This is a genomic window from Streptomyces sp. NPDC021356 (genome assembly GCF_040641015.1).
In the GTDB taxonomy this organism is placed as follows: domain Bacteria; phylum Actinomycetota; class Actinomycetes; order Streptomycetales; family Streptomycetaceae; genus Streptomyces.
This window is the reverse complement of record NZ_JBFACU010000002.1, coordinates 240,816-258,798: the sequence shown is the minus strand read 5'-3', so window position 1 is coordinate 258,798 and position 17,983 is coordinate 240,816. Positions and strand designations below refer to the sequence as shown.

The 17,983-nt window shown below is 73.9% G+C and carries 9 protein-coding genes and 3 pseudogenes; 4 read left to right on the top strand and 8 right to left on the bottom strand.

From position 1 onward, the window contains the following. Positions 1-60 precede the first annotated feature (60 nt). From AB0G56_RS03330 to AB0G56_RS03300, 7 genes and pseudogenes are all read right to left on the bottom strand, one after another. Positions 61-549, bottom strand: a pseudogene (locus AB0G56_RS03330) (aldolase/citrate lyase family protein); the annotation flags it as partial. A 684-nt stretch (positions 550-1,233) separates the two neighbouring features. Further along, a pseudogene (locus tag AB0G56_RS03325) lies at positions 1,234-1,566 on the bottom strand (aldolase/citrate lyase family protein); the annotation flags it as partial. Then, positions 1,563-2,903: a CoA transferase gene (locus AB0G56_RS03320; protein ID WP_360962837.1), complete on the bottom strand. Its 1,341-nt coding sequence runs from the start codon at positions 2,901-2,903 to the stop codon at positions 1,563-1,565. The gene AB0G56_RS03320 and the pseudogene AB0G56_RS03325, both read right to left, overlap by 4 nt. Continuing rightward, positions 2,900-4,363, bottom strand: a complete 1,464-nt coding sequence (locus AB0G56_RS03315) for an ADP-ribosylglycohydrolase family protein (RefSeq protein WP_360962834.1) — start codon at positions 4,361-4,363, stop codon at positions 2,900-2,902. Before AB0G56_RS03315 ends, AB0G56_RS03320 begins: the two co-directional genes overlap by 4 nt. Continuing rightward, positions 4,351-5,532 (bottom strand): ADP-ribosylglycohydrolase family protein, encoded by a 1,182-nt coding sequence (locus tag AB0G56_RS03310; RefSeq protein WP_360962831.1) that lies wholly within the window; start codon positions 5,530-5,532, stop codon positions 4,351-4,353. The genes AB0G56_RS03315 and AB0G56_RS03310 overlap by 13 nt, the downstream gene beginning before the upstream one ends. A gap of 8 nt (positions 5,533-5,540) precedes the next feature. Continuing rightward, the gene (locus AB0G56_RS03305) at positions 5,541-6,662 is read right to left on the bottom strand and encodes an ADP-ribosylglycohydrolase family protein (RefSeq protein ID WP_360962828.1); all 1,122 of its coding nucleotides are present in this window, start codon (positions 6,660-6,662) and stop codon (positions 5,541-5,543) included. 617 nt (positions 6,663-7,279) lie between these two features. Next, positions 7,280-8,245, bottom strand: a pseudogene (locus tag AB0G56_RS03300) (ADP-ribosylglycohydrolase family protein); the annotation flags it as partial. Positions 8,246-8,775: 530 nt separating this feature from the next. Between AB0G56_RS03300 and AB0G56_RS03295 the strand changes: the two are divergent. From AB0G56_RS03295 to AB0G56_RS03280, 4 genes are all read left to right on the top strand, one after another. Next, positions 8,776-9,507, top strand: a complete 732-nt coding sequence (locus AB0G56_RS03295) for a VIT1/CCC1 transporter family protein (protein ID WP_360962825.1) — start codon at positions 8,776-8,778, stop codon at positions 9,505-9,507. Between the two features lie 492 nt (positions 9,508-9,999). Further along, positions 10,000-14,538 (top strand): glutamate synthase large subunit, encoded by a 4,539-nt coding sequence (gltB, locus tag AB0G56_RS03290; protein WP_360963302.1) that lies wholly within the window; start codon positions 10,000-10,002, stop codon positions 14,536-14,538. Next, positions 14,531-15,994: a glutamate synthase subunit beta gene (locus AB0G56_RS03285; protein ID WP_360962822.1), complete on the top strand. Its 1,464-nt coding sequence runs from the start codon at positions 14,531-14,533 to the stop codon at positions 15,992-15,994. The genes gltB and AB0G56_RS03285 overlap by 8 nt, the downstream gene beginning before the upstream one ends. A gap of 214 nt (positions 15,995-16,208) precedes the next feature. After that, a complete protein-coding gene (locus AB0G56_RS03280) occupies positions 16,209-16,928 on the top strand; it encodes a VWA domain-containing protein (RefSeq protein WP_360962819.1) in 720 nt (239 codons plus the stop codon). A gap of 13 nt (positions 16,929-16,941) precedes the next feature. Here the strand turns inward: AB0G56_RS03280 and AB0G56_RS03275 are convergent, their stop codons facing one another. Next, a complete protein-coding gene (locus AB0G56_RS03275; RefSeq protein ID WP_360962816.1) occupies positions 16,942-17,856 on the bottom strand; it encodes a hypothetical protein in 915 nt (304 codons plus the stop codon). Positions 17,857-17,983: the final 127 nt, after the last annotated feature.

Below are 17,983 nucleotides of genomic sequence, written 5' to 3'. Positions count from 1 at the left end.
GCGGTCGTACGTGCATGGAGGGCGCCCCCGTTCCGGGAGGCGCCCTCCTCGCGCGCGGGGTCAGTACCTGCGGGCCAGCGCCAGGGTCCGCCGTGCCGCCGCGACCACCGCCGCGTCGATGAACCGGCCGTCGGCCAGGGCCTGCGCACCCCGGTCCATGGTGGCCGCCTTGACGACCGTCTCCGCTTCCTCCAGTTCGCGGTCGGTCGGCAGATAGGCGCGTTCGATGATGGGCAGTTGCCGGGGATGGATGGCCGCCCGGCCGAGGAAGCCCAGGGCACGGCCGTGCGCGCACGAGGCCGCCAGGCCCTCCAGGTCCCGGATGTCGGGGTGGACGGACTGGGCGGGCGGGGCGAGCCCCGCCGCGCGGGCGGCGACGACGACCCGCGCACGGCACCAGTCGAGGCCGGTGTCCTGGCGCACCCCGAGGTCGGCGCGGAGATCGGCCTCGCCGATCGAGACGCCCCGCAAGGACGGGTGCGCGGAGGCGATGACGTACGCCTGTTCGACGGCCAGGGCGTTCTCCAGCAGGGCGTACAGCGGGGGCCCGGTCCCGTGGGCCGCGTCGCCCTCGAGGACCGAGAGGACCCCGGCGGTCGTTCCCGGCCCCTCGCCCCCGGCACAACGGCACCGCGCCGGGCCGCGCTCCCGGTCCACGGCGCACGAGCACCCCGCGGAGCCGCGCTCCCGGCCCGCCGCGCCAGGGCACCCTGCGTAGCTCCGCTCCCGGCCCGCCGCGCACACGCACCCGGCCGCCCCTGGCTCCTCGCCCGCGCCCGCCGTACCCGCCACACACCGGCAGTCCGCCGGGGCGCGCCGTCGGTCCGCCGCACACCGGCACCCCGCCTCCGGCTCCTCGCCCGCCCTGCATCGGCAGTCCGCCCGGCCATGCCCGCGAGCCGCCGCGCACCGGCACCCTGCCGTCCCTGGCCTCTCGTCCGCGACGCACCGGCACTCCGCCGCCCCGTGCCCCCTGCCCGCCCCACACCAGCACTCCACCGTCCCGCGCCCCCCGTCCGCCGCAGACCAGCACCCCGCCGCCCCGCGGCCCCCGCCCGCCGCGCACCGGCAGTCACGGGCGGCGCCGTGCCTTTCGTCGGCCGCCGCCGAGTGGCAGCCCCCGCCGCCCTCCGGGGCCTGACCGTCCCCGACTGTTCCAGACCGTTCCCGGGCCCCGCCGCCCGCGTACCCCCGGTACCCGCCCCCCTGCCGGAGCCGTGGCTCCCCGGCCTCCGTCAGTTCGGCGATCCGGATCACCTGCTCGGCCGACGTCACCTTCGGCAGCCGCAGTCCGGCGAGGCCCGGCCGGGGGGCCACGGCCGCAAGGTCGGCGGCCACCAGAGGACCGTCGAGGGCGTTGACGCGCACATGGACGGGGACCGGCGGCGGTTCCGTCAGGAGTTCGGCGGTGGCGGCGCGGGCGTACTCCTTGCGGTCCGGGGCGACCGCGTCCTCCAGGTCGATCACGACCACGTCCGCACCGGAGGCGAGGGCCTTGATCACGACGTGGGGGCGGTCGCCCGGGACGTAGAGCCAGGTGAGCGGGAAGGGGGCGGTGGCCGTCACAGGGCGCCCTCCGCGCGCAGCGCCGCCACTTCCTCCGGGGTGAGGCCCAGCTCGGTCAGCACCGCCTCGGTGTCCGCGCCGTGCGGGCGGCCGGCCCAGCGGATCGCGCCCGGAGTGGCGGAGAGCCGGAAGAGGACGTTCTGCATCCGCATCCGCCCCAGCTCCGGGTCGTACAACGTGGTGAGCGTGCCCAGCGCCTGGTACTGCGGGTCGGCCACCACGTCCCGGACGTCCTGGATCGGGGCGACGGCCGCCTGGGCCTTCTCGAAGGCGGCCATGACCTCGGTGCGGGTGTGCCGGGCGATCCAGCCGCCGACCGCCTCGTCGAGGACGTCCGCGTGGGCCGCGCGCCCGGCGCCGGTCGCGAACCACGGCTCGTCGATCAGCTCCGCACGCCCCACCAGCCGCAGCACGCGCTCGGCCACCGACTGCGCCGAGGCCGACACGGCGAGCCAGGTGCCGTCGGCGGTGCGGTAGGTGTTGCGCGGGGCGTTGTTCTGCGTGCGGTTGCCGGTGCGGGGCTGGACGTAGCCGAGCTGGTCGTACCAGAGGGGCTGCGGCCCGAGGACGGTCAGGATGGGCTCGATGATCGCCATGTCGACGATCTGCCCCTCGCCGGTGCGTTCCCGGGCGGCGAGGGCGGTCATCACGGCGTATGCCGTGGCCAGGCCCGCGATCGAGTCGGCGAGCCCGAACGGGGGCAGGGTCGGCGGGGCGTCCGGCTCGCCGGTGATCGCCGCGAAGCCGCTCATCGCCTCCGCCAGGGTGCCGAAGCCGGGCCGGGACGCGTACGGGCCGAACTGGCCGAAGCCGGTGACCCGGGCGAGCACCAGGCGCGGGTTGGCCGCGGAGAGTTCCGGCCAGCCCAGCTCCCACCGCTCCAGCGTGCCGGGGCGGAAGTTCTCCACGATCACGTCGGCGCTCGCGGCGAGCCGCAGCAGGGTCGCGCGGCCGCCGGGGCGGGACAGGTCCAGGGTGATGGCGCGCTTGTTGCGGCCGAGGAGCTTCCACCACAGGCCGACGCCGTTCTTCGCCGGGCCGTGGCCCCGGGCGGGATCTGGCCTGGCCGGGTGCTCGACCTTGATGACCTCGGCACCGAAGTCGCCGAGCATCATGGCGGCGATCGGCCCGGCGAAGAGGGTGGCGAGGTCCAGGACCCGCAGCCCGGCGAGCGGCGGTGCCGTGTCCCGTGCGTGCGGGTCGGGAGCCTGCGGGTCGCAGGTCTGCGGATCGGACGCCTCCGGGGCGGAAGCTCGCGGGGCGGAAGCCCGTGGATCGGAGGGCTGCGGATCGGAGGGCTGCGGGACGGGGGCGGGGCCGTGCGCGTGCGGCGTCATGGGCGGGACGCCTCCTGGTGGGTGAGCCGGGCCAGGGTGTCGAAGCCGACGCCGTCGAAGTCGCCGACGGAGGTGGCGAGCCGGTTCTTGAGCGGTGCCGTCCAGCGGTCGGGGAGCGCCGCGGGCGAGCCGGCGAGGAGACCGGCGACGGATCCGGCCGTGGCGCCGTTGGAGTCGGTGTCCCACCCGCCGGAGACGACCCGGCAGATGGAGCCGGTGAAGTCGCCGTCTGCGTGGGTGAGGGCGGCGGCGATCAGGGCGGTGTTCGGGACGGCGTGCACCCAGTGCAGGCCGGCGTGGACGGCGTGCAGTTCGTCCACGACCGTGTCGAAGTCCTCGTGCGCGGCGGCCAGTCGGACGGCGTGCCGGACCGCGCGGGCGAGCCGGGAGCCGGGCGGCACGACCTTCATCCCGGTGGCCAGGCAGGCGTGCACGTCGTGGGTGCCGCTCGCCGCGGCGGCGATCACGGCGGCGGCGAACATGGCGGCGTAGACGCCGTTGGCGGTGTGGGTGAGGACGGCGTCCCGGTGCACCTGCTCGGCGGCGGCGGCCGGGTCGCCCGGGTTGGTCCAGCCGTGCACGTCGGCGCGGATGAGGGCGCCGATCCACTCGCGGAACGGGTTGCGGTGGCGGGCGGTGCGCGGGGGGTCGATGCCGAGCAGGAGGTTGCGGTAGGCGACGCGTTCGGCGGTGAAGGTGCGGCCCGCGGGGAGTTCGTCCAGCCACAGGCGGGCGAGGTCGGCGGTGGTGAAGCCCCGGCCGTGGCGGCGCATAAGGAGCAGGCCCAGCAGGGGGTGGTCGAGGTCGTCGTCCTCGGGCATGCCGTCGATGTTCTCGGCCAGGCTGGTGGCCGCCGAGCGGCGGTTCCAGGGGTGGGCCGCGGCCAGGTCGTCGGGCACGCCCCGGGCGGTGAACCAGGTGGTGAGCGGCCAGTTCCCGGTGGCCCGCGCGAGGTTGCGGATGCCGTCGAGGGGGATCTTCTCCACGGGTTTGCCCAGCAGGCAGCCCGCGGCCCGGCCCAGCCAGGCGGCTTCGAGGCGGTCCGGGCCGGGCGCGGCCGGACGGTCGCCGGTCCGGGGCTCCTGGGTCGGACGGTCGCCGGTTCGGGGCTCCTGGGTCGGACGGTCGCCGGTTCGGGGCTCCCGGACCGGACTGTCGCCGGTTACCGGCCCCCGGATCGGCCAGTCCGGGCACAGGGCCCGGATCGAGGCCAGGTCGGTGGGCTCCGCCTCCGCGAGCCGGCTCGGCAGTTCGGCCAGTTCGTCCAGGAGGTCCTCGGCCAGCAGGCGCAGGTAGCGCGAGGCCGGTTGCGGCGAGGCGCCGGAGCGGGCCGGGGCCTCGGGGCCGCCCGCGGCCCGCCACCGGGCGGCGATGGCGCCGGGCTCCCGGCCGTCCTGCACCGCCTGGCGCAACTCGTGGCCCAGCAGGTCCTCGGGCTGGACCCAGGTCAGTCGGAGCATCCCGGACCTCCCATCGAGACGAACGCCCGCTCGTGCGCCCGCCGCCGCCGTACGTCCTTCTCGAAGACCTCCCGCGCCACCGCGGCCAGCGTGCGCGCCGGCTCCCACAGGTCGAGACGGCTGGCCTCCGCCACCGTCTTCGCCCACTCGCGCGGGACCGGTGAGCCCAGCGCCCCCGCCAGGGCCCCGGCCATCGTCGCGATGGAGTCGCAGTCCCGGCCGTAGTTCACCGCGCCGAGGACGGCCCGCCGGAAGTCGCCGCCCGCCACCAGCAGCATGCCCAGCGCGACGGGCAGTTCCTCGATCGCGTGCAGCCGGGACGGGCGGCGGGCCCCCAGGGAGGGGCTGCGGTAGTCGGGGCCCACCGTGTCGTACGGTGCGACCGCCGCCCGCAGCGGCGCCAGCGCCGACTCGAAGTCCGTATGACCGCGGGCCACTTCGCACACGTCCTCGATCGCCGCCCGGGTGCCGTCCTTCGCCAGGGTCAGACAGGCCGTCACGACCGAGTCGGGCGTGGCCCCCGGCGCGCAGGCCGCCGCCACCCCGGCCGCGAGCACGCCCGCCGCCTCCCGGCCGTACGACGACTGGTGGGCGCCCGCGATGTCCAGGGCCTCCGCGTACGCGGCCCGCGGATCGGCCGCGTTGATGAGGCCGACCGGGGCCATGTACATCGCGGCACCGCAGTTGACGATGTTGCCGGTGCCCGCCTCCCGCGGGTCCACGTGCCCGTAGTGCAGGCGCGCCACGAGCCACTTCTCCGCCAGGAAGACGCGGTGCAGCGGCAGCGCCTCCGCCTCCAGCTCCGGGATCCAGCGCGGGTCGGTCATCAGGTCGGGGACGAGGCGCTCGGCGACGGCGTAGGCGTCGAGGTGGTCGCGGACCTGCGCGTACACCCGTACCAGCGCGTGCGTCATCAGGGTGTCGTCGGTGACGTGGCCGTCGCCCTTGTGGTACGGCGCGATCGGGCGGGCGGTGCGCCACTCGTCGCCGTGCCAGGGACCGACGACGCCGTGGATCCGGCCGCCGTGGCGCTCCGTGATCTGGTCGGGGGAGTAGCCCTCGACGGGGCCGCCGAGGGCGTCGCCGACGGCCGCGCCGACGAGGGCGCCGGCGATCCGCTCGTCCAGACTCGCACCCGGGCCGGTGGTTTCTTCTCCTGTGGGCGTCATGCCCCGAATCATCCTCCTGGCGGGGCCGGTTGTGCGGCTTCCAGGAGTCCGGCGAGTTCCACGAGGTCGGTGCCGGTGAGGCGGGGCAGGACGCAGCCGGACAGGGTGCGGCACGCGTCCCGCCAGGAGAGGGGGATCGCCTCGCCGCCGCCCAGGGCGCCGGTGAGCGCACCCGTGAGGGCGGGGGCGGAGTCGGCGACCCGGGACAGGCAGGCGGCGGCGGGCAGCGCCTGTGCGATGCGACCGTCCGCCGCCGTGGCCAGGGCGAGCGCCACCGGTACGGTCTCGGCGGCGGCGACGCCGTAGCTGTAGACGTGGTCGACGATCTGGTGCTCCAGCAGCGGCACCAGCGCGAACGCGTCCTCGCCGTCCGCCGTCAGCGTCAGCGCGTGCCGCGCGTTGCGGCCGATCTCCGTGCCCTCGGGGAGTTCGGTCAGCGCGGCCGCGACGCAGGCCTCGACCCCGGCGCCGGCGAGGGCCAGGGCGAGCGCCGCGGCCATCGCGCGGGCGCCGTGCACGCCGTCGCCGTCCTGGGTGTAGCGGGCGTCGAACTCGGCGAGGTCGGCGGCGGCCCGGGGATCGCCCGGGTGGGCCACGGCCAGGGCGCAGGCCCGTACGCAGGCGGCGTCGTCGAAGTAGTGGGGGTTGTCGTGGCCGGTGGCGGGGGGCCGCAGGCCGGTGGCGAGGTTGCCGAGGCCCGCCCGGACGGAGATGCGGGCGCGCAGCGGCAGCACCGCGGACTCGATCTCGGCGGCGCGTTCGGCCGCCGCCGCGACCTCGCTCGCCACCGCGTTCCAGGTGAGGTCGATCGCGGCCCGCACCCGCCGCTCCCGGCTGAGGTCGCCGAGCGCGTCGTCGTCGCCGGCCCGCAGGACCGCCTCGGCCGCGAACACCGCCCACTCCGCGTCGTCGGAGGGGCCGAGACGCAGCGGCTCGGGGGACTGGTTCAGGGCGACGGGGACGGGCAGCGTGGTGGTCGCGTTCTCCTCGGCGAAGGTGTCCAGCTCGCGGGTGAGCCGCCGGGTCCACTCCGGCAGGCGGGCGGCCCGGTGCCGCGCGGCCGGCCATCCGGCGGCGTCCCCCGCCGCCAGCCCCAGCAACAGGCCTTCCACCCGCCGCCGCCCGCTCACCGCCCGGCCTCGCCCTCGTCGGAGGCGAGGACGCGGGCGGCGGACCCGGGGTCGGGAGCGGCGGGATCGGGCAGGGGCGCCCCGGCCGCCCGTGCCTCGCCGCGGGGGTGCGCGGGCACGCCGATGCCTACGGGGGAGGAGGCGTCGGGGCACACCGCAGTGGCCGCCGCTGCCGCCGCCGCTGTGGCAGTGGCGGGGGCCGGCCCGGGAAGGACCGGGCCCGGATGTCGACGCGGGTCGGCGGGCCCGGCCTGACCGGCTACCGGGAAGCCGGGGCGCCCGGCGGCGACGGGCCGCACGGGAGCGCACGGGCTGCCGGTCGCGGTGGTGATCGCGGGGGTGTGGGCGGAGGTGGTCGTCGGCAGGGCGGTGGGTGTGTTGTGGGGTGGGGGAGTGGGTGTGTCGGCTCGTACGGGCATGGCCGGGGTGGGGTGGAGGGGGGTGGCGGGGGTGTCTGCCGCGGCAGTGGCCGCGGGGGTGGGGGTGGGGGTGGAGGTGGTCGTCGGCAGGGCGATGGGTGCGCTGGGGGGCGGGGGAGCGGGCGCGTCTGCCCGTACGGGAATGGTCGCGGTCGAGGGGAGGGGAGTGGCCGGTTTCCCGCTCGCCCGGGCCCGGGCCAGCAGCAGGTCGGCCATCTCCAGTACGTGCCGGCCGGCCACCGAGGGCAGGCAGCTGCCCCGGGCCGGGCCGATGGCCGCCGCCCACTCCGGAGGGATGGCGGCAACGCCGTGGGTCGCGCCGGCCAGGGCGCCCGCGACCGCGGCCGTGGTGTCGGCGTCGCGGCCCATGTTGACGGCGGTCAGGACGGCCTCCCGGAAGCCCCCGTCGGCGGCGGCGTACGCGCCGAAGGCGAGGGCGACCGCCTCGGGGGCCAGGTCGGACCAGGGGTAGTCGGCGATGACGACGGCGGAGCGTACGGCGCGCTCGCCGCGGTGGGCGGCTGCCGTGGCCCGGCGCAGCGAGCGGGCCGTCCAGGAGTCGTCCGGTACGACGGCGAGCGCGGCGGCCACGACCGCGACCGGCGGTGCGCCAGCCATGGCCGCCGCGACCCCGGCCGCCACGGCCCGGCCGCCGTGGATGCCCTCGCCCTCATGGCTGACCGAGCCGTCGACGGCGACCAGCCGGGCCGCTTCGGCGGGGCGCCCGGCGGCGAACACCCCGAAGGGCGCCGCCCGCATGGCGAGCCCGTCGCTCCAGGCGTGCCGGTGTTGCGCGGAGAGCGGCGCGGTCAGGCCCCGGCGGAGGTTCTCCAGGGTGCCGCGCTCACTGAACCCGGCGCCCCGGAAGGGGCTCTCGGCGCGCGTGGCGATGTGCTCGTGCCAGGCCGCCTCCACGTGGGCGGGGGTGAGCGCGGCGCCGTGCCGGGCGAGCAGCAGGCCGGAGAAGAGGGCGTACTCGGTGTCGTCGGTGCCGGCCGGGCGGTCGGTGACGTAACCGGTGACGCGGCCCCAGCGGGCGCGGATCTCGGAGGGCCGCAGGTTCTCCGCGGGCGCGCCGAGGGCGTCCCCCACGGCGAGGCCGAGCAGCGCGCCGCGCGCGCGGTCACGGAGGCGGGCGGGCGCGCCGCCGGCGGTCGATGCCATCGCGGGCTCTCCTCTCCAGGGCGCCGACGGGGCGCTGGTCCCAGCGGACCCCAGCAGGTCCCGGCCGACCCCACCAGTCCCAGTCCCGGCAGGTCCAGCAGGTCCCGGCCGACCTCGGCAGGTCCCAGCGGGGCCCGTGCCCATCAGGTCCAAGCGGACCCCATCAGGTCCAAGCGGACCCCATCAGGTCCACGTGACCTCATGGGGTCCGAACGGACGTCTTGGGGCCTCAACGGACCTCATGGGGCCCGAGCGGAACCCATCGGCCCCACGGGGAGCCCAGCAGATCCGGCAGATCCCTTCTGCGGAACTGTCCCCGGTCGCGGCCCCCAGGCAGCCTCAACCGCCCCAGCATCACCCGTACGACATCTGTGCATGCACATGCACGAATGAGCAAAGAACGGTAAAGCCCCAGGTTAGCCCAGCCTTTCCTTGCTGGCGGCGGCGAAATTTCCGGCGTAGGTTCGGTGTTGTCGAAAAGTAGAACCAGTCCAAAAGCAAGCCTTGCCTAAGCTCTCTGGGGGACTCCCGTGGCCATCCTCGACACCGAAGCGACGCTGCACGAGGCGCACCGCGACAACCACACGCACCGTGACGTGAACGGTGGCTGGCTGCGCCCGGCGGTCTTCGGCGCGATGGACGGCCTGGTCTCCAACCTCGCCCTGATGACCGGTGTCGCCGGCGGCGCGGTGAGCCGGGAGGCCATCGTCCTCACCGGCCTGGCCGGTCTGGCCGCCGGCGCCTTCTCCATGGCCGCCGGCGAGTACACGTCCGTGGCCTCCCAGCGCGAGCTGGTCGAGGCTGAGCTGGACGTCGAGCGGCGCGAGCTGAGGAAGCACCCGCAGGACGAGGAGGACGAGCTGGCCGCCCTGTACGTGGCGCGGGGTGTCCAGCCCGAGCTGGCGCGGGAGGTGGCCCGCCAGCTGTCCGAGGACCCGGAGCAGGCCCTGGAGATCCACGCCCGCGAGGAGCTGGGCATCGACCCCGGCGACCTGCCGTCGCCGCTGGTCGCGGCGGTGTCGTCGTTCGGCTCGTTCGCGCTCGGCGCGCTGCTGCCGCTGCTGCCCTACCTGCTGGGGGCCGCTGTGCTGTGGCCGGCCGTGCTGCTCGCCCTGTTCGGGCTGTTCGCCTGCGGTGCGGTGGTGGCCAAGGTGACCGCGCGCAGCTGGTGGTACAGCGGTTTGCGGCAGCTTGTCCTGGGTGGTGCCGCCGCCGGTGTGACGTACGCCCTGGGCACCCTGTTCGGAACGGCCGTAGGATGACGTCGCTGGAACTTATGCATGGCATCGCATAAGTAGCCGTTACTCGCTGGTTTCGACCGCATGAACGCGGGGCATGAGCCGTAAGCACTGTGCGCAAAGAGGCCCGCAGTGCACCCCCTGGGGCGAGTGGCGACGCCGCCCACCCCGCCTTCCGGGCCCGGCCGAGGACCAGGGATCCGAACGATCCCCGCCCGCGCCGGCCCCCACGACAGACCTCCACGACAGACCTCCGCCGCCGGGCGCGGAAACCCCGCCGCCGACCCCGCGGTGTCCGCATGCTGGAACGGAGTATCCGGTTCCCGAGATCCGCCCCATCATGTAACCTGCACCAAATTTCGCACTTCACGCAGAGGGCCAACGTCGTCCCTCGGCACCAGCACATGCCAGATGACGACGACGGGAGAGCCGATGCGTACGCCGCGCCAGCCGTCCCAGCACTCCGCGAATGGCCAGAACTGGTCGTTCATGGATGCTCGCCCTGCTGCGCAGGGTATGTACGACCCCCGCAACGAGCACGACGCCTGCGGCGTCGGATTCGTGGCCACCCTCACCGGCGAGGCGAGCCATGCGCTGGTCGAGCAGGCGCTCACGGTTCTGCGCAACCTGGAGCACCGCGGCGCCACCGGTTCCGAGCCCGACTCGGGGGACGGCGCCGGCATCCTCTCCCAGGTGCCCGACGCGTTCCTGCGCGAGGTGGCCGGATTCGAACTGCCCGCCGCCGGCTCCTACGCCGTCGGCATCGCCTTCCTGCCCGAGGACGACGCCGCCGACGCGATCTCACACATCGAGACGATCGCCGCCGAGGAGGGCCTCACCGTCCTCGGCTGGCGCGAGGTCCCCGTCGCCCCCGGCCTCCTCGGCGCCACCGCCCGCTCCACCATGCCCGCCTTCCGCCAGCTGTTCGTCGGCGACGGCGCGAGCGAGGGCATCGCCCTGGACCGCAAGGCGTTCGTGCTGCGCAAGCGCGCCGAACGCGAGGCCGGCGTCTACTTCCCCTCGCTGTCCGCGCGCACGATCGTCTACAAGGGCATGCTGACCACCGGCCAGCTGGAGCCCTTCTTCCCGGACCTGTCCGACCGCCGCTTCGCGTCCGCGATCGCGCTCGTGCACTCCCGGTTCTCCACCAACACCTTCCCGAGCTGGCCGCTCGCCCACCCCTACCGGTTCGTCGCCCACAACGGCGAGATCAACACCGTCAAGGGCAACCGCAACTGGATGCGCGCCCGCGAGTCCCAGCTCGCCTCGCAGCTGTTCGGCGGCGACGGGAACCTGGAGCGGATCTTCCCCGTCTGCACCCCGGACGCCTCCGACTCCGCCTCCTTCGACGAGGTCCTGGAGCTGCTGCACCTCGGCGGGCGTTCGCTGCCGCACTCCGTGCTGATGATGATCCCGGAGGCGTGGGAGAACCACGAATCCATGAACATCAAGGACACGGCCCGCCGCGCCTTCTACGAGTACCACTCCATGATGATGGAGCCCTGGGACGGCCCGGCCTGCGTCACCTTCACCGACGGCACCCAGGTCGGCGCCGTCCTCGACCGCAACGGCCTGCGCCCCGGCCGCTACTGGGTCACCGACGACGGCCTCGTCGTCCTCGGCTCCGAGGTCGGCGTCCTCGACATCGACCCCGCCAGGGTCGTCCGCAAGGGCCGCCTGCAGCCCGGCCGCATGTTCCTCGTCGACACCGCGCAGCACCGCATCATCGAGGACGACGAGATCAAGCGGACGCTCGCCCAGGAGCAGCCGTACGCCGAATGGCTGGAGGCCGGCGAGATCGAGCTGAGCGACCTGCCCGAGCGCGAGCACATCGTCCACACCCACGCCTCGGTCACCCGCCGCCAGCAGACCTTCGGCTACACCGAGGAAGAGCTGCGCGTCATCCTCGCCCCGATGGCCAAGTCCGCCGCCGAGCCGATCGGCTCCATGGGCACCGACTCGCCCATCGCGGCCCTCTCCGAGCGCCCGCGCCTGCTCTTCGACTACTTCACCCAGCTGTTCGCGCAGGTCACCAACCCGCCGCTGGACGCCATCCGCGAGGAACTGGTCACCTCGCTGCGCTCCTCGCTCGGCCCGCAGGGCAACCTCCTGGAGCCCACCGCCGCCTCCTGCCGCAGCGTCGTCCTGCCCTTCCCGGTGATCGACAACGACGAGCTGGCCAAGCTCATCCACATCAACGCCGACGGCGACATGCCCGGCTTCAAGGCCGCCACCCTCTCCGGCCTGTACCGGGTCTCCGGCGGCGGCCAGGCGCTGGCCGCACGGATCGACGAGATCTGCGCCGAGGCCGACGCCGCCATCGACAACGGCGCCCGCCTGATCGTCCTCTCGGACCGCCACTCCGACGCCGAGCACGCGCCGATCCCCTCGCTGCTGCTCACCGCGGCCGTCCACCACCACCTCATCCGCACCAAGCAGCGCACCCACGTGGGCCTGCTGGTCGAGGCCGGCGACGTCCGCGAGGTCCACCACGTCGCCCTGCTCATCGGCTACGGCGCCGCCGCCGTCAACCCGTACCTGGCGATGGAGTCCGTCGAGGACCTCGTCCGCGCGGGTACCTTCCTGCCGGGCATCGAGGCCGAGAAGGCCATCCGCAACCTCATCTACGCCCTCGGCAAGGGCGTCCTGAAGGTCATGTCCAAGATGGGCATCTCCACCGTCGCCTCCTACCGCGGCGCCCAGGTCTTCGAGGCCGTCGGCCTGGACGACGCCTTCGTGGAGAAGTACTTCGACGGCACCACCACCAAGATCGGCGGCGTCGGCCTCGACGTCGTCGCCCAGGAGGTCGCCGCCCGCCACGCCAAGGCCTACCCGGCCTCCGGCATCGCCCCGGCGCACCGCGCGCTCGAGATCGGCGGCGAGTACCAGTGGCGCCGCGAGGGCGAACCGCACCTGTTCGACCCCGAGACCGTCTTCCGCCTCCAGCACTCCACGCGCTCGGGCCGCTACGACATCTTCAAGAAGTACACCGACCGCGTGAACGAGCAGTCCGAGCGGCTCATGACGCTGCGCGGCCTGTTCGCCCTGAAGACGAACAAGGACGGCACCTCCGACCGGCAGCCGATCCCCGTCGACGAGGTCGAGCCGGTCTCCGAGATCGTCAAGCGCTTCTCCACCGGCGCCATGTCGTACGGCTCCATCTCCAAGGAGGCGCACGAGACCCTCGCCATCGCCATGAACCAGCTGGGCGGCAAGTCCAACACCGGTGAGGGCGGCGAGGACCCGGACCGCCTGTACGACCCGGCGCGCCGCTCCGCGATCAAGCAGGTCGCCTCCGGCCGCTTCGGCGTGACCAGCGAATACCTGGTCAACTCCGACGACATCCAGATCAAGATGGCCCAGGGCGCCAAGCCCGGCGAGGGCGGCCAGCTGCCCGGCCACAAGGTCTACCCGTGGGTCGCGAGGACCCGGCACTCGACGCCGGGCGTCGGCCTGATCTCCCCGCCGCCGCACCACGACATCTACTCCATCGAGGACCTCGCCCAGCTGATCCACGACCTCAAGAACGCCAACCCGGCCGCCCGCATCCACGTGAAGCTGGTCTCCGAGGTCGGCGTCGGCACGGTCGCGGCCGGCGTGTCCAAGGCCCACGCGGACGTCGTGCTCATCTCCGGCCACGACGGCGGCACGGGCGCCTCCCCGCTGACCTCCCTCAAGCACGCGGGCGGACCCTGGGAACTGGGCCTGGCCGAGACCCAGCAGACCCTGCTGCTCAACGGCCTGCGCGACCGGATCGTCGTACAGACCGACGGCCAGCTCAAGACCGGCCGCGACGTCGTCATCGCCGCGCTGCTCGGCGCCGAGGAGTTCGGTTTCGCGACCGCCCCGCTCGTCGTCTCCGGCTGCGTCATGATGCGCGTCTGCCACCTGGACACCTGCCCCGTCGGCATCGCCACCCAGAACCCGGTGCTGCGCGACCGCTTCGCCGGCAAGGCCGAGTACGTGGTGAACTTCTTCAGGTTCATCGCCGAGGAGGTCCGCGAACTCCTGGCCGAACTCGGCTTCCGCTCCATCGAGGAGGCCGTCGGCCACGCCGAGATCCTCGACATCACCCGCGCCGTCGACCACTGGAAGGCCCAGGGCCTCGACCTGGAGCCGCTGTTCCACGTGCCCGAGCTGCCCGAAGGGGCCGTACGCCACCAGGTGATCGCCCAGGACCACGGCCTGGAGAAGGCGCTCGACAACGAGCTGATCAAGCTTGCCGCCGACGCCCTCGCCGCCCCCGACGCCACCGAGGCCCAGCCGGTGCGCGCCCAGGTCGCCATCCGCAACATCAACCGCACGGTCGGCACCATGCTCGGCCACGAGGTGACGAAGAAGTTCGGCGGCGCGGGCCTGCCCGACGACACCATCGACATCACCTTCACCGGCTCCGCGGGCCAGTCCTTCGGCGCCTTCGTCCCGCGCGGCATCACGCTGCGCCTGGAGGGCGATGCCAACGACTACGTCGGCAAGGGCCTGTCCGGCGGCCGGATCGTCGTCCGCCCCGACCGCGCCGCCGACCACCTCGCCGAGTACAGCGTCATCGCGGGCAACACCCTCGCCTACGGCGCCACCGGCGGCGAGATGTTCCTGCGCGGCCGCACCGGCGAACGGTTCTGCGTCCGCAACTCCGGCGCCCTGGTCGTCTCCGAGGGCGTGGGCGACCACGGCTGCGAGTACATGACCGGCGGCCACGCGGTCGTCCTCGGCGAGATCGGCCGCAACTTCGCGGCCGGCATGTCCGGCGGCATCGCCTACGTCATCGACCTGGACCGCGACCACGTCAACGCCGGGAACCTCGACGCCGTCGAGGCACTGGACGAGACGGACCAGCAGTGGCTGCACGACGTGGTGCGCCGCCATGCCGAGGAGACCGGCTCCACGGTCGCCCGGAAGCTGCTCGCCGACTGGCCGGCCTCAGCCGCCCGCTTCGGCAAGATCATCCCCCGTACGTACAAGGCAGTGCTCGCCGCCAAGGACGCCGCCGAGCGAGCCGGTCTGACCGAGACCGAGATCAACGAGAAGATGATGGAGGCGGCGATCAATGGCTGACCCGAAGGGCTTTCTGAACCACGGCCGCGAGGTCGCCACCTCCCGCCCGGTCGAAGAGCGCGTCAAGGACTGGAACGAGGTCTACGTCCCCGGCTCCCTGCTGCCGATCATCAGCAAGCAGGCCAGCCGGTGCATGGACTGCGGCATCCCGTTCTGCCACAACGGCTGTCCGCTCGGGAACCTCATCCCCGAGTGGAACGACTACGCCTACCGCGAGGACTGGGCCGCCGCCTCCGAGCGCCTGCACGCCACGAACAACTTCCCGGAGTTCACCGGCCGCCTGTGCCCCGCCCCGTGCGAGTCGGCGTGCGTGCTCGGCATCAACCAGCAGCCGGTCACCATCAAGAACGTCGAGGTCTCCATCATCGACAAGGCGTGGGAGACCGGGGACGTCGCCCCGCAGATCCCCGAGCGCCTGTCCGGCAAGACCGTCGCCGTCATCGGCTCGGGCCCGGCCGGCCTCGCCGCCGCCCAGCAGCTCACCCGGGCCGGCCACACCGTCGCCGTCTACGAGCGCGCGGACCGCATCGGAGGCCTCCTGCGGTACGGCATCCCCGAGTTCAAGATGGAGAAGCGGCACATCAACCGCCGCATCGAGCAGATGCGCGCGGAAGGCACCCGCTTCCGCACCGGCGTCGAGGTCGGCCGCGACATCCTGGCCACGGACCTGAGGAAGCGCTACGACGCGGTCGTCATCGCCGCCGGCGCGACCACCGCCCGTGACCTGCCCGTGCCCGGCCGCGAACTCGACGGCATCCACCAGGCCATGGAGTACCTGCCGCTGTCCAACAAGGTGCAGGAGGGCGACTACGTCACCGCGCCGATCTCGGCCGCGGGCAAGCACGTCGTCGTCATCGGCGGCGGCGACACCGGCGCCGACTGCGTGGGCACCGCCCACCGGCAGGGCGCGGCCTCCGTCACCCAGCTGGAGATCATGCCCCGCCCGAACGACGAGCGGCACCCGACCGGCCAGCCCTGGCCGACCTTCCCCGTCCTCTACAAGGTCACCTCGGCCCACGAGGAGGGCGGCGAGCGGATCTACGCCGCCTCCACGACCCACTTCGAGGGCGACGAGGACGGCAACGTACAGTGGCTGCACCTGGCCGAGGTCGAGTTCGCCGACGGCAAGCTGAACCAGAAGCCGGGCACCGAGCGGAAGATCCCGGCCCAGCTGGTCACCCTCGCCATGGGCTTCACCGGCACCGACCGCGCCAACGGCCTGGTCGAGCAGTTCGGCCTGGAACTCGACGAACGCGGTAACATCGCCCGCGACGCCGACTTCCAGACCAACGTGCCCGGAGTGTTCGTCGCCGGTGACGCGGGCCGCGGCCAGTCGCTCATCGTGTGGGCGATCGCCGAGGGCCGCTCGGCCGCCCGCGGTGCCGACCGGTACCTGACCGGGGCCAGCGACCTGCCGGCCCCGATCCGCCCGACGGACCGCGCGCTGACCGTCTGACCAGCGGCCACCAAAGACGTCCCGTACAACGGCGTACGGGCGGGTCATCTGGGGGGACCTCCCCCCAGACCCCCCGTGCCGGCGCCTGCCCGCCCGTCCCCGACCGGACAACAGGGCAGGCGCCGTCGCATGTCCCGAAACCGTCCGCCGTCGGAAACCATCCGCCCCGCCCCCGCGTCCCCCACCCTGGGACGACAGGGGAGGAGCCGGCGACATGGCCGCGATCAGTCTGAGCAAGGTGGAGGAGACCGCGCCCGCGCTGGTCAGCCTCTACAAGAGCGCCGGGGCCTCACTCGTCGAGCACGGGCTCGACGAACAGCGGGCCGCCGTGTACCTCGTACTCGACCGCTCCGGCTCCATGAGCCCGTACTACAAGAACGGCAGCGTGCAGGCGCTCGCCGACCGGGTGCTGTCGCTCTCCGCACACCTGGACGACGACGGACGCGTCCCCGTGATCTTCTTCTCCACCGGCGTCGACGCCGTCAGGGAGATCTCCCTCGACGAGCACGAAGGCAGCATCCGGCGCATCGCCGCGGGCCTCGGCCACATGGGCCGCACCCACTACGAGGTCGCCATGGACGCCGTGATCGACCACTACCTCGACTGCGGCGCCACCGACCCGGCCCTGGTCATCTTCCAGACCGACGGCGCCCCCACCAGCAAGGCCGCCGCCGAACGCCACCTGTGCAAGGCCGCGAAACTCCCGCTCTTCTGGCAGTTCATCGGCTTCGGCAACGCCCGCAGCCACCAGTTCGACTTCCTGCGCAGGCTCGACGAACTGGCCGTGCCCGGCAAAAGGGTCGTCGACAACGCGGGCTTCTTCCCCGCCGGCCGCGACCCGCGGCGCCTGACCGACGCGCGGCTGTACGACAGCCTCCTCGCCGAGTTCCCCCTGTGGCTGGCGGCGGCCCGCGCCCAGGGCATCGTCACCTGAGCCCCCGGGAACCTCAGGTGTCGCACTCCAGCACCGTCCGGCACAACCCGCACCGCGCCCGCACCCTGCCCCGCACCGGCACCCTGATCCGCTGATGGCAGGTCGGGCACGGGAACGACACCCGCAGCACCTGAGGACCGCCCGCCTCCGGACCGCCCGCCGTGAAGGAGTACGCGGCTGCCGGCGGGTCCGGCGGCGTCCGGCCGTACTCCTGGGCGTGCCGCCGGTCCCGGGCGTAGCGGCGCCGGCCCGCCCAGCCCGCGGCCGTCAGCGGCGGCTGCCGCCCGTCACCCCGGGCCCGCGCCATCCCCTTCCCGTACGCCTCGTAGGCCTGCGCACTGGTGAACCACGTCGAGGGATCCTCGCCGAACACCAGCGCCCGCTTGGCCAGCACGTAACCGAACTCCTCCGGCGTGAGATAGCCGAGCTTCTGCGAGGACGCGCCGTCCTCCCGGAACGCGTCCAGCAGCAGCCAGCCCGCGCCCAGATACGTCGCCGCCGTGTCCGTGAGGATCTCGTTGTCCCGCGTCCCCGGGAAGGACAGGTCCAGACGGTGCAGATAGACGTGCATCACCTCGTGCGCCAGCGCCGCCCCGATGTCCCGGCGATGCGTACGGAACCGGTCGTTCAGCTCGACGAAGTACTCGGGACCCGCCGTCAGCTCCACGTTCGCCGCATGCGTCATCTCCCGGAAGCTGACGATCAGCCGGGCGTCCGGCAGCCCGTAGTGCCGCACCATCTCGCGGGCCACCCGCTGCGCCCCCAGATGCAGGTCGTCGCTGTCGCAGAACGCCACGTCCACCGGCGCCACACTCGTCGCGAACGTGCGGACCGTGTCATGCGACAGCCGCCGGTACAGCGCCGTGATCGCGGCACGCACCGTCTCCAGATGAGGGAAGCCGTGCTCGACCGGTCCGCCGTCCGCCACGTCCGCACCCCCAAAGACGCCCTGAGCCCCTTCCCACTCTAGGACCTGCCCGGCGGATCGTGCCGGGGGCGAGGGGGCGAGGGGGCGAGGGGGCGAGGGGTGAGGGGTGAGGGGTGAGGGGGCGCGG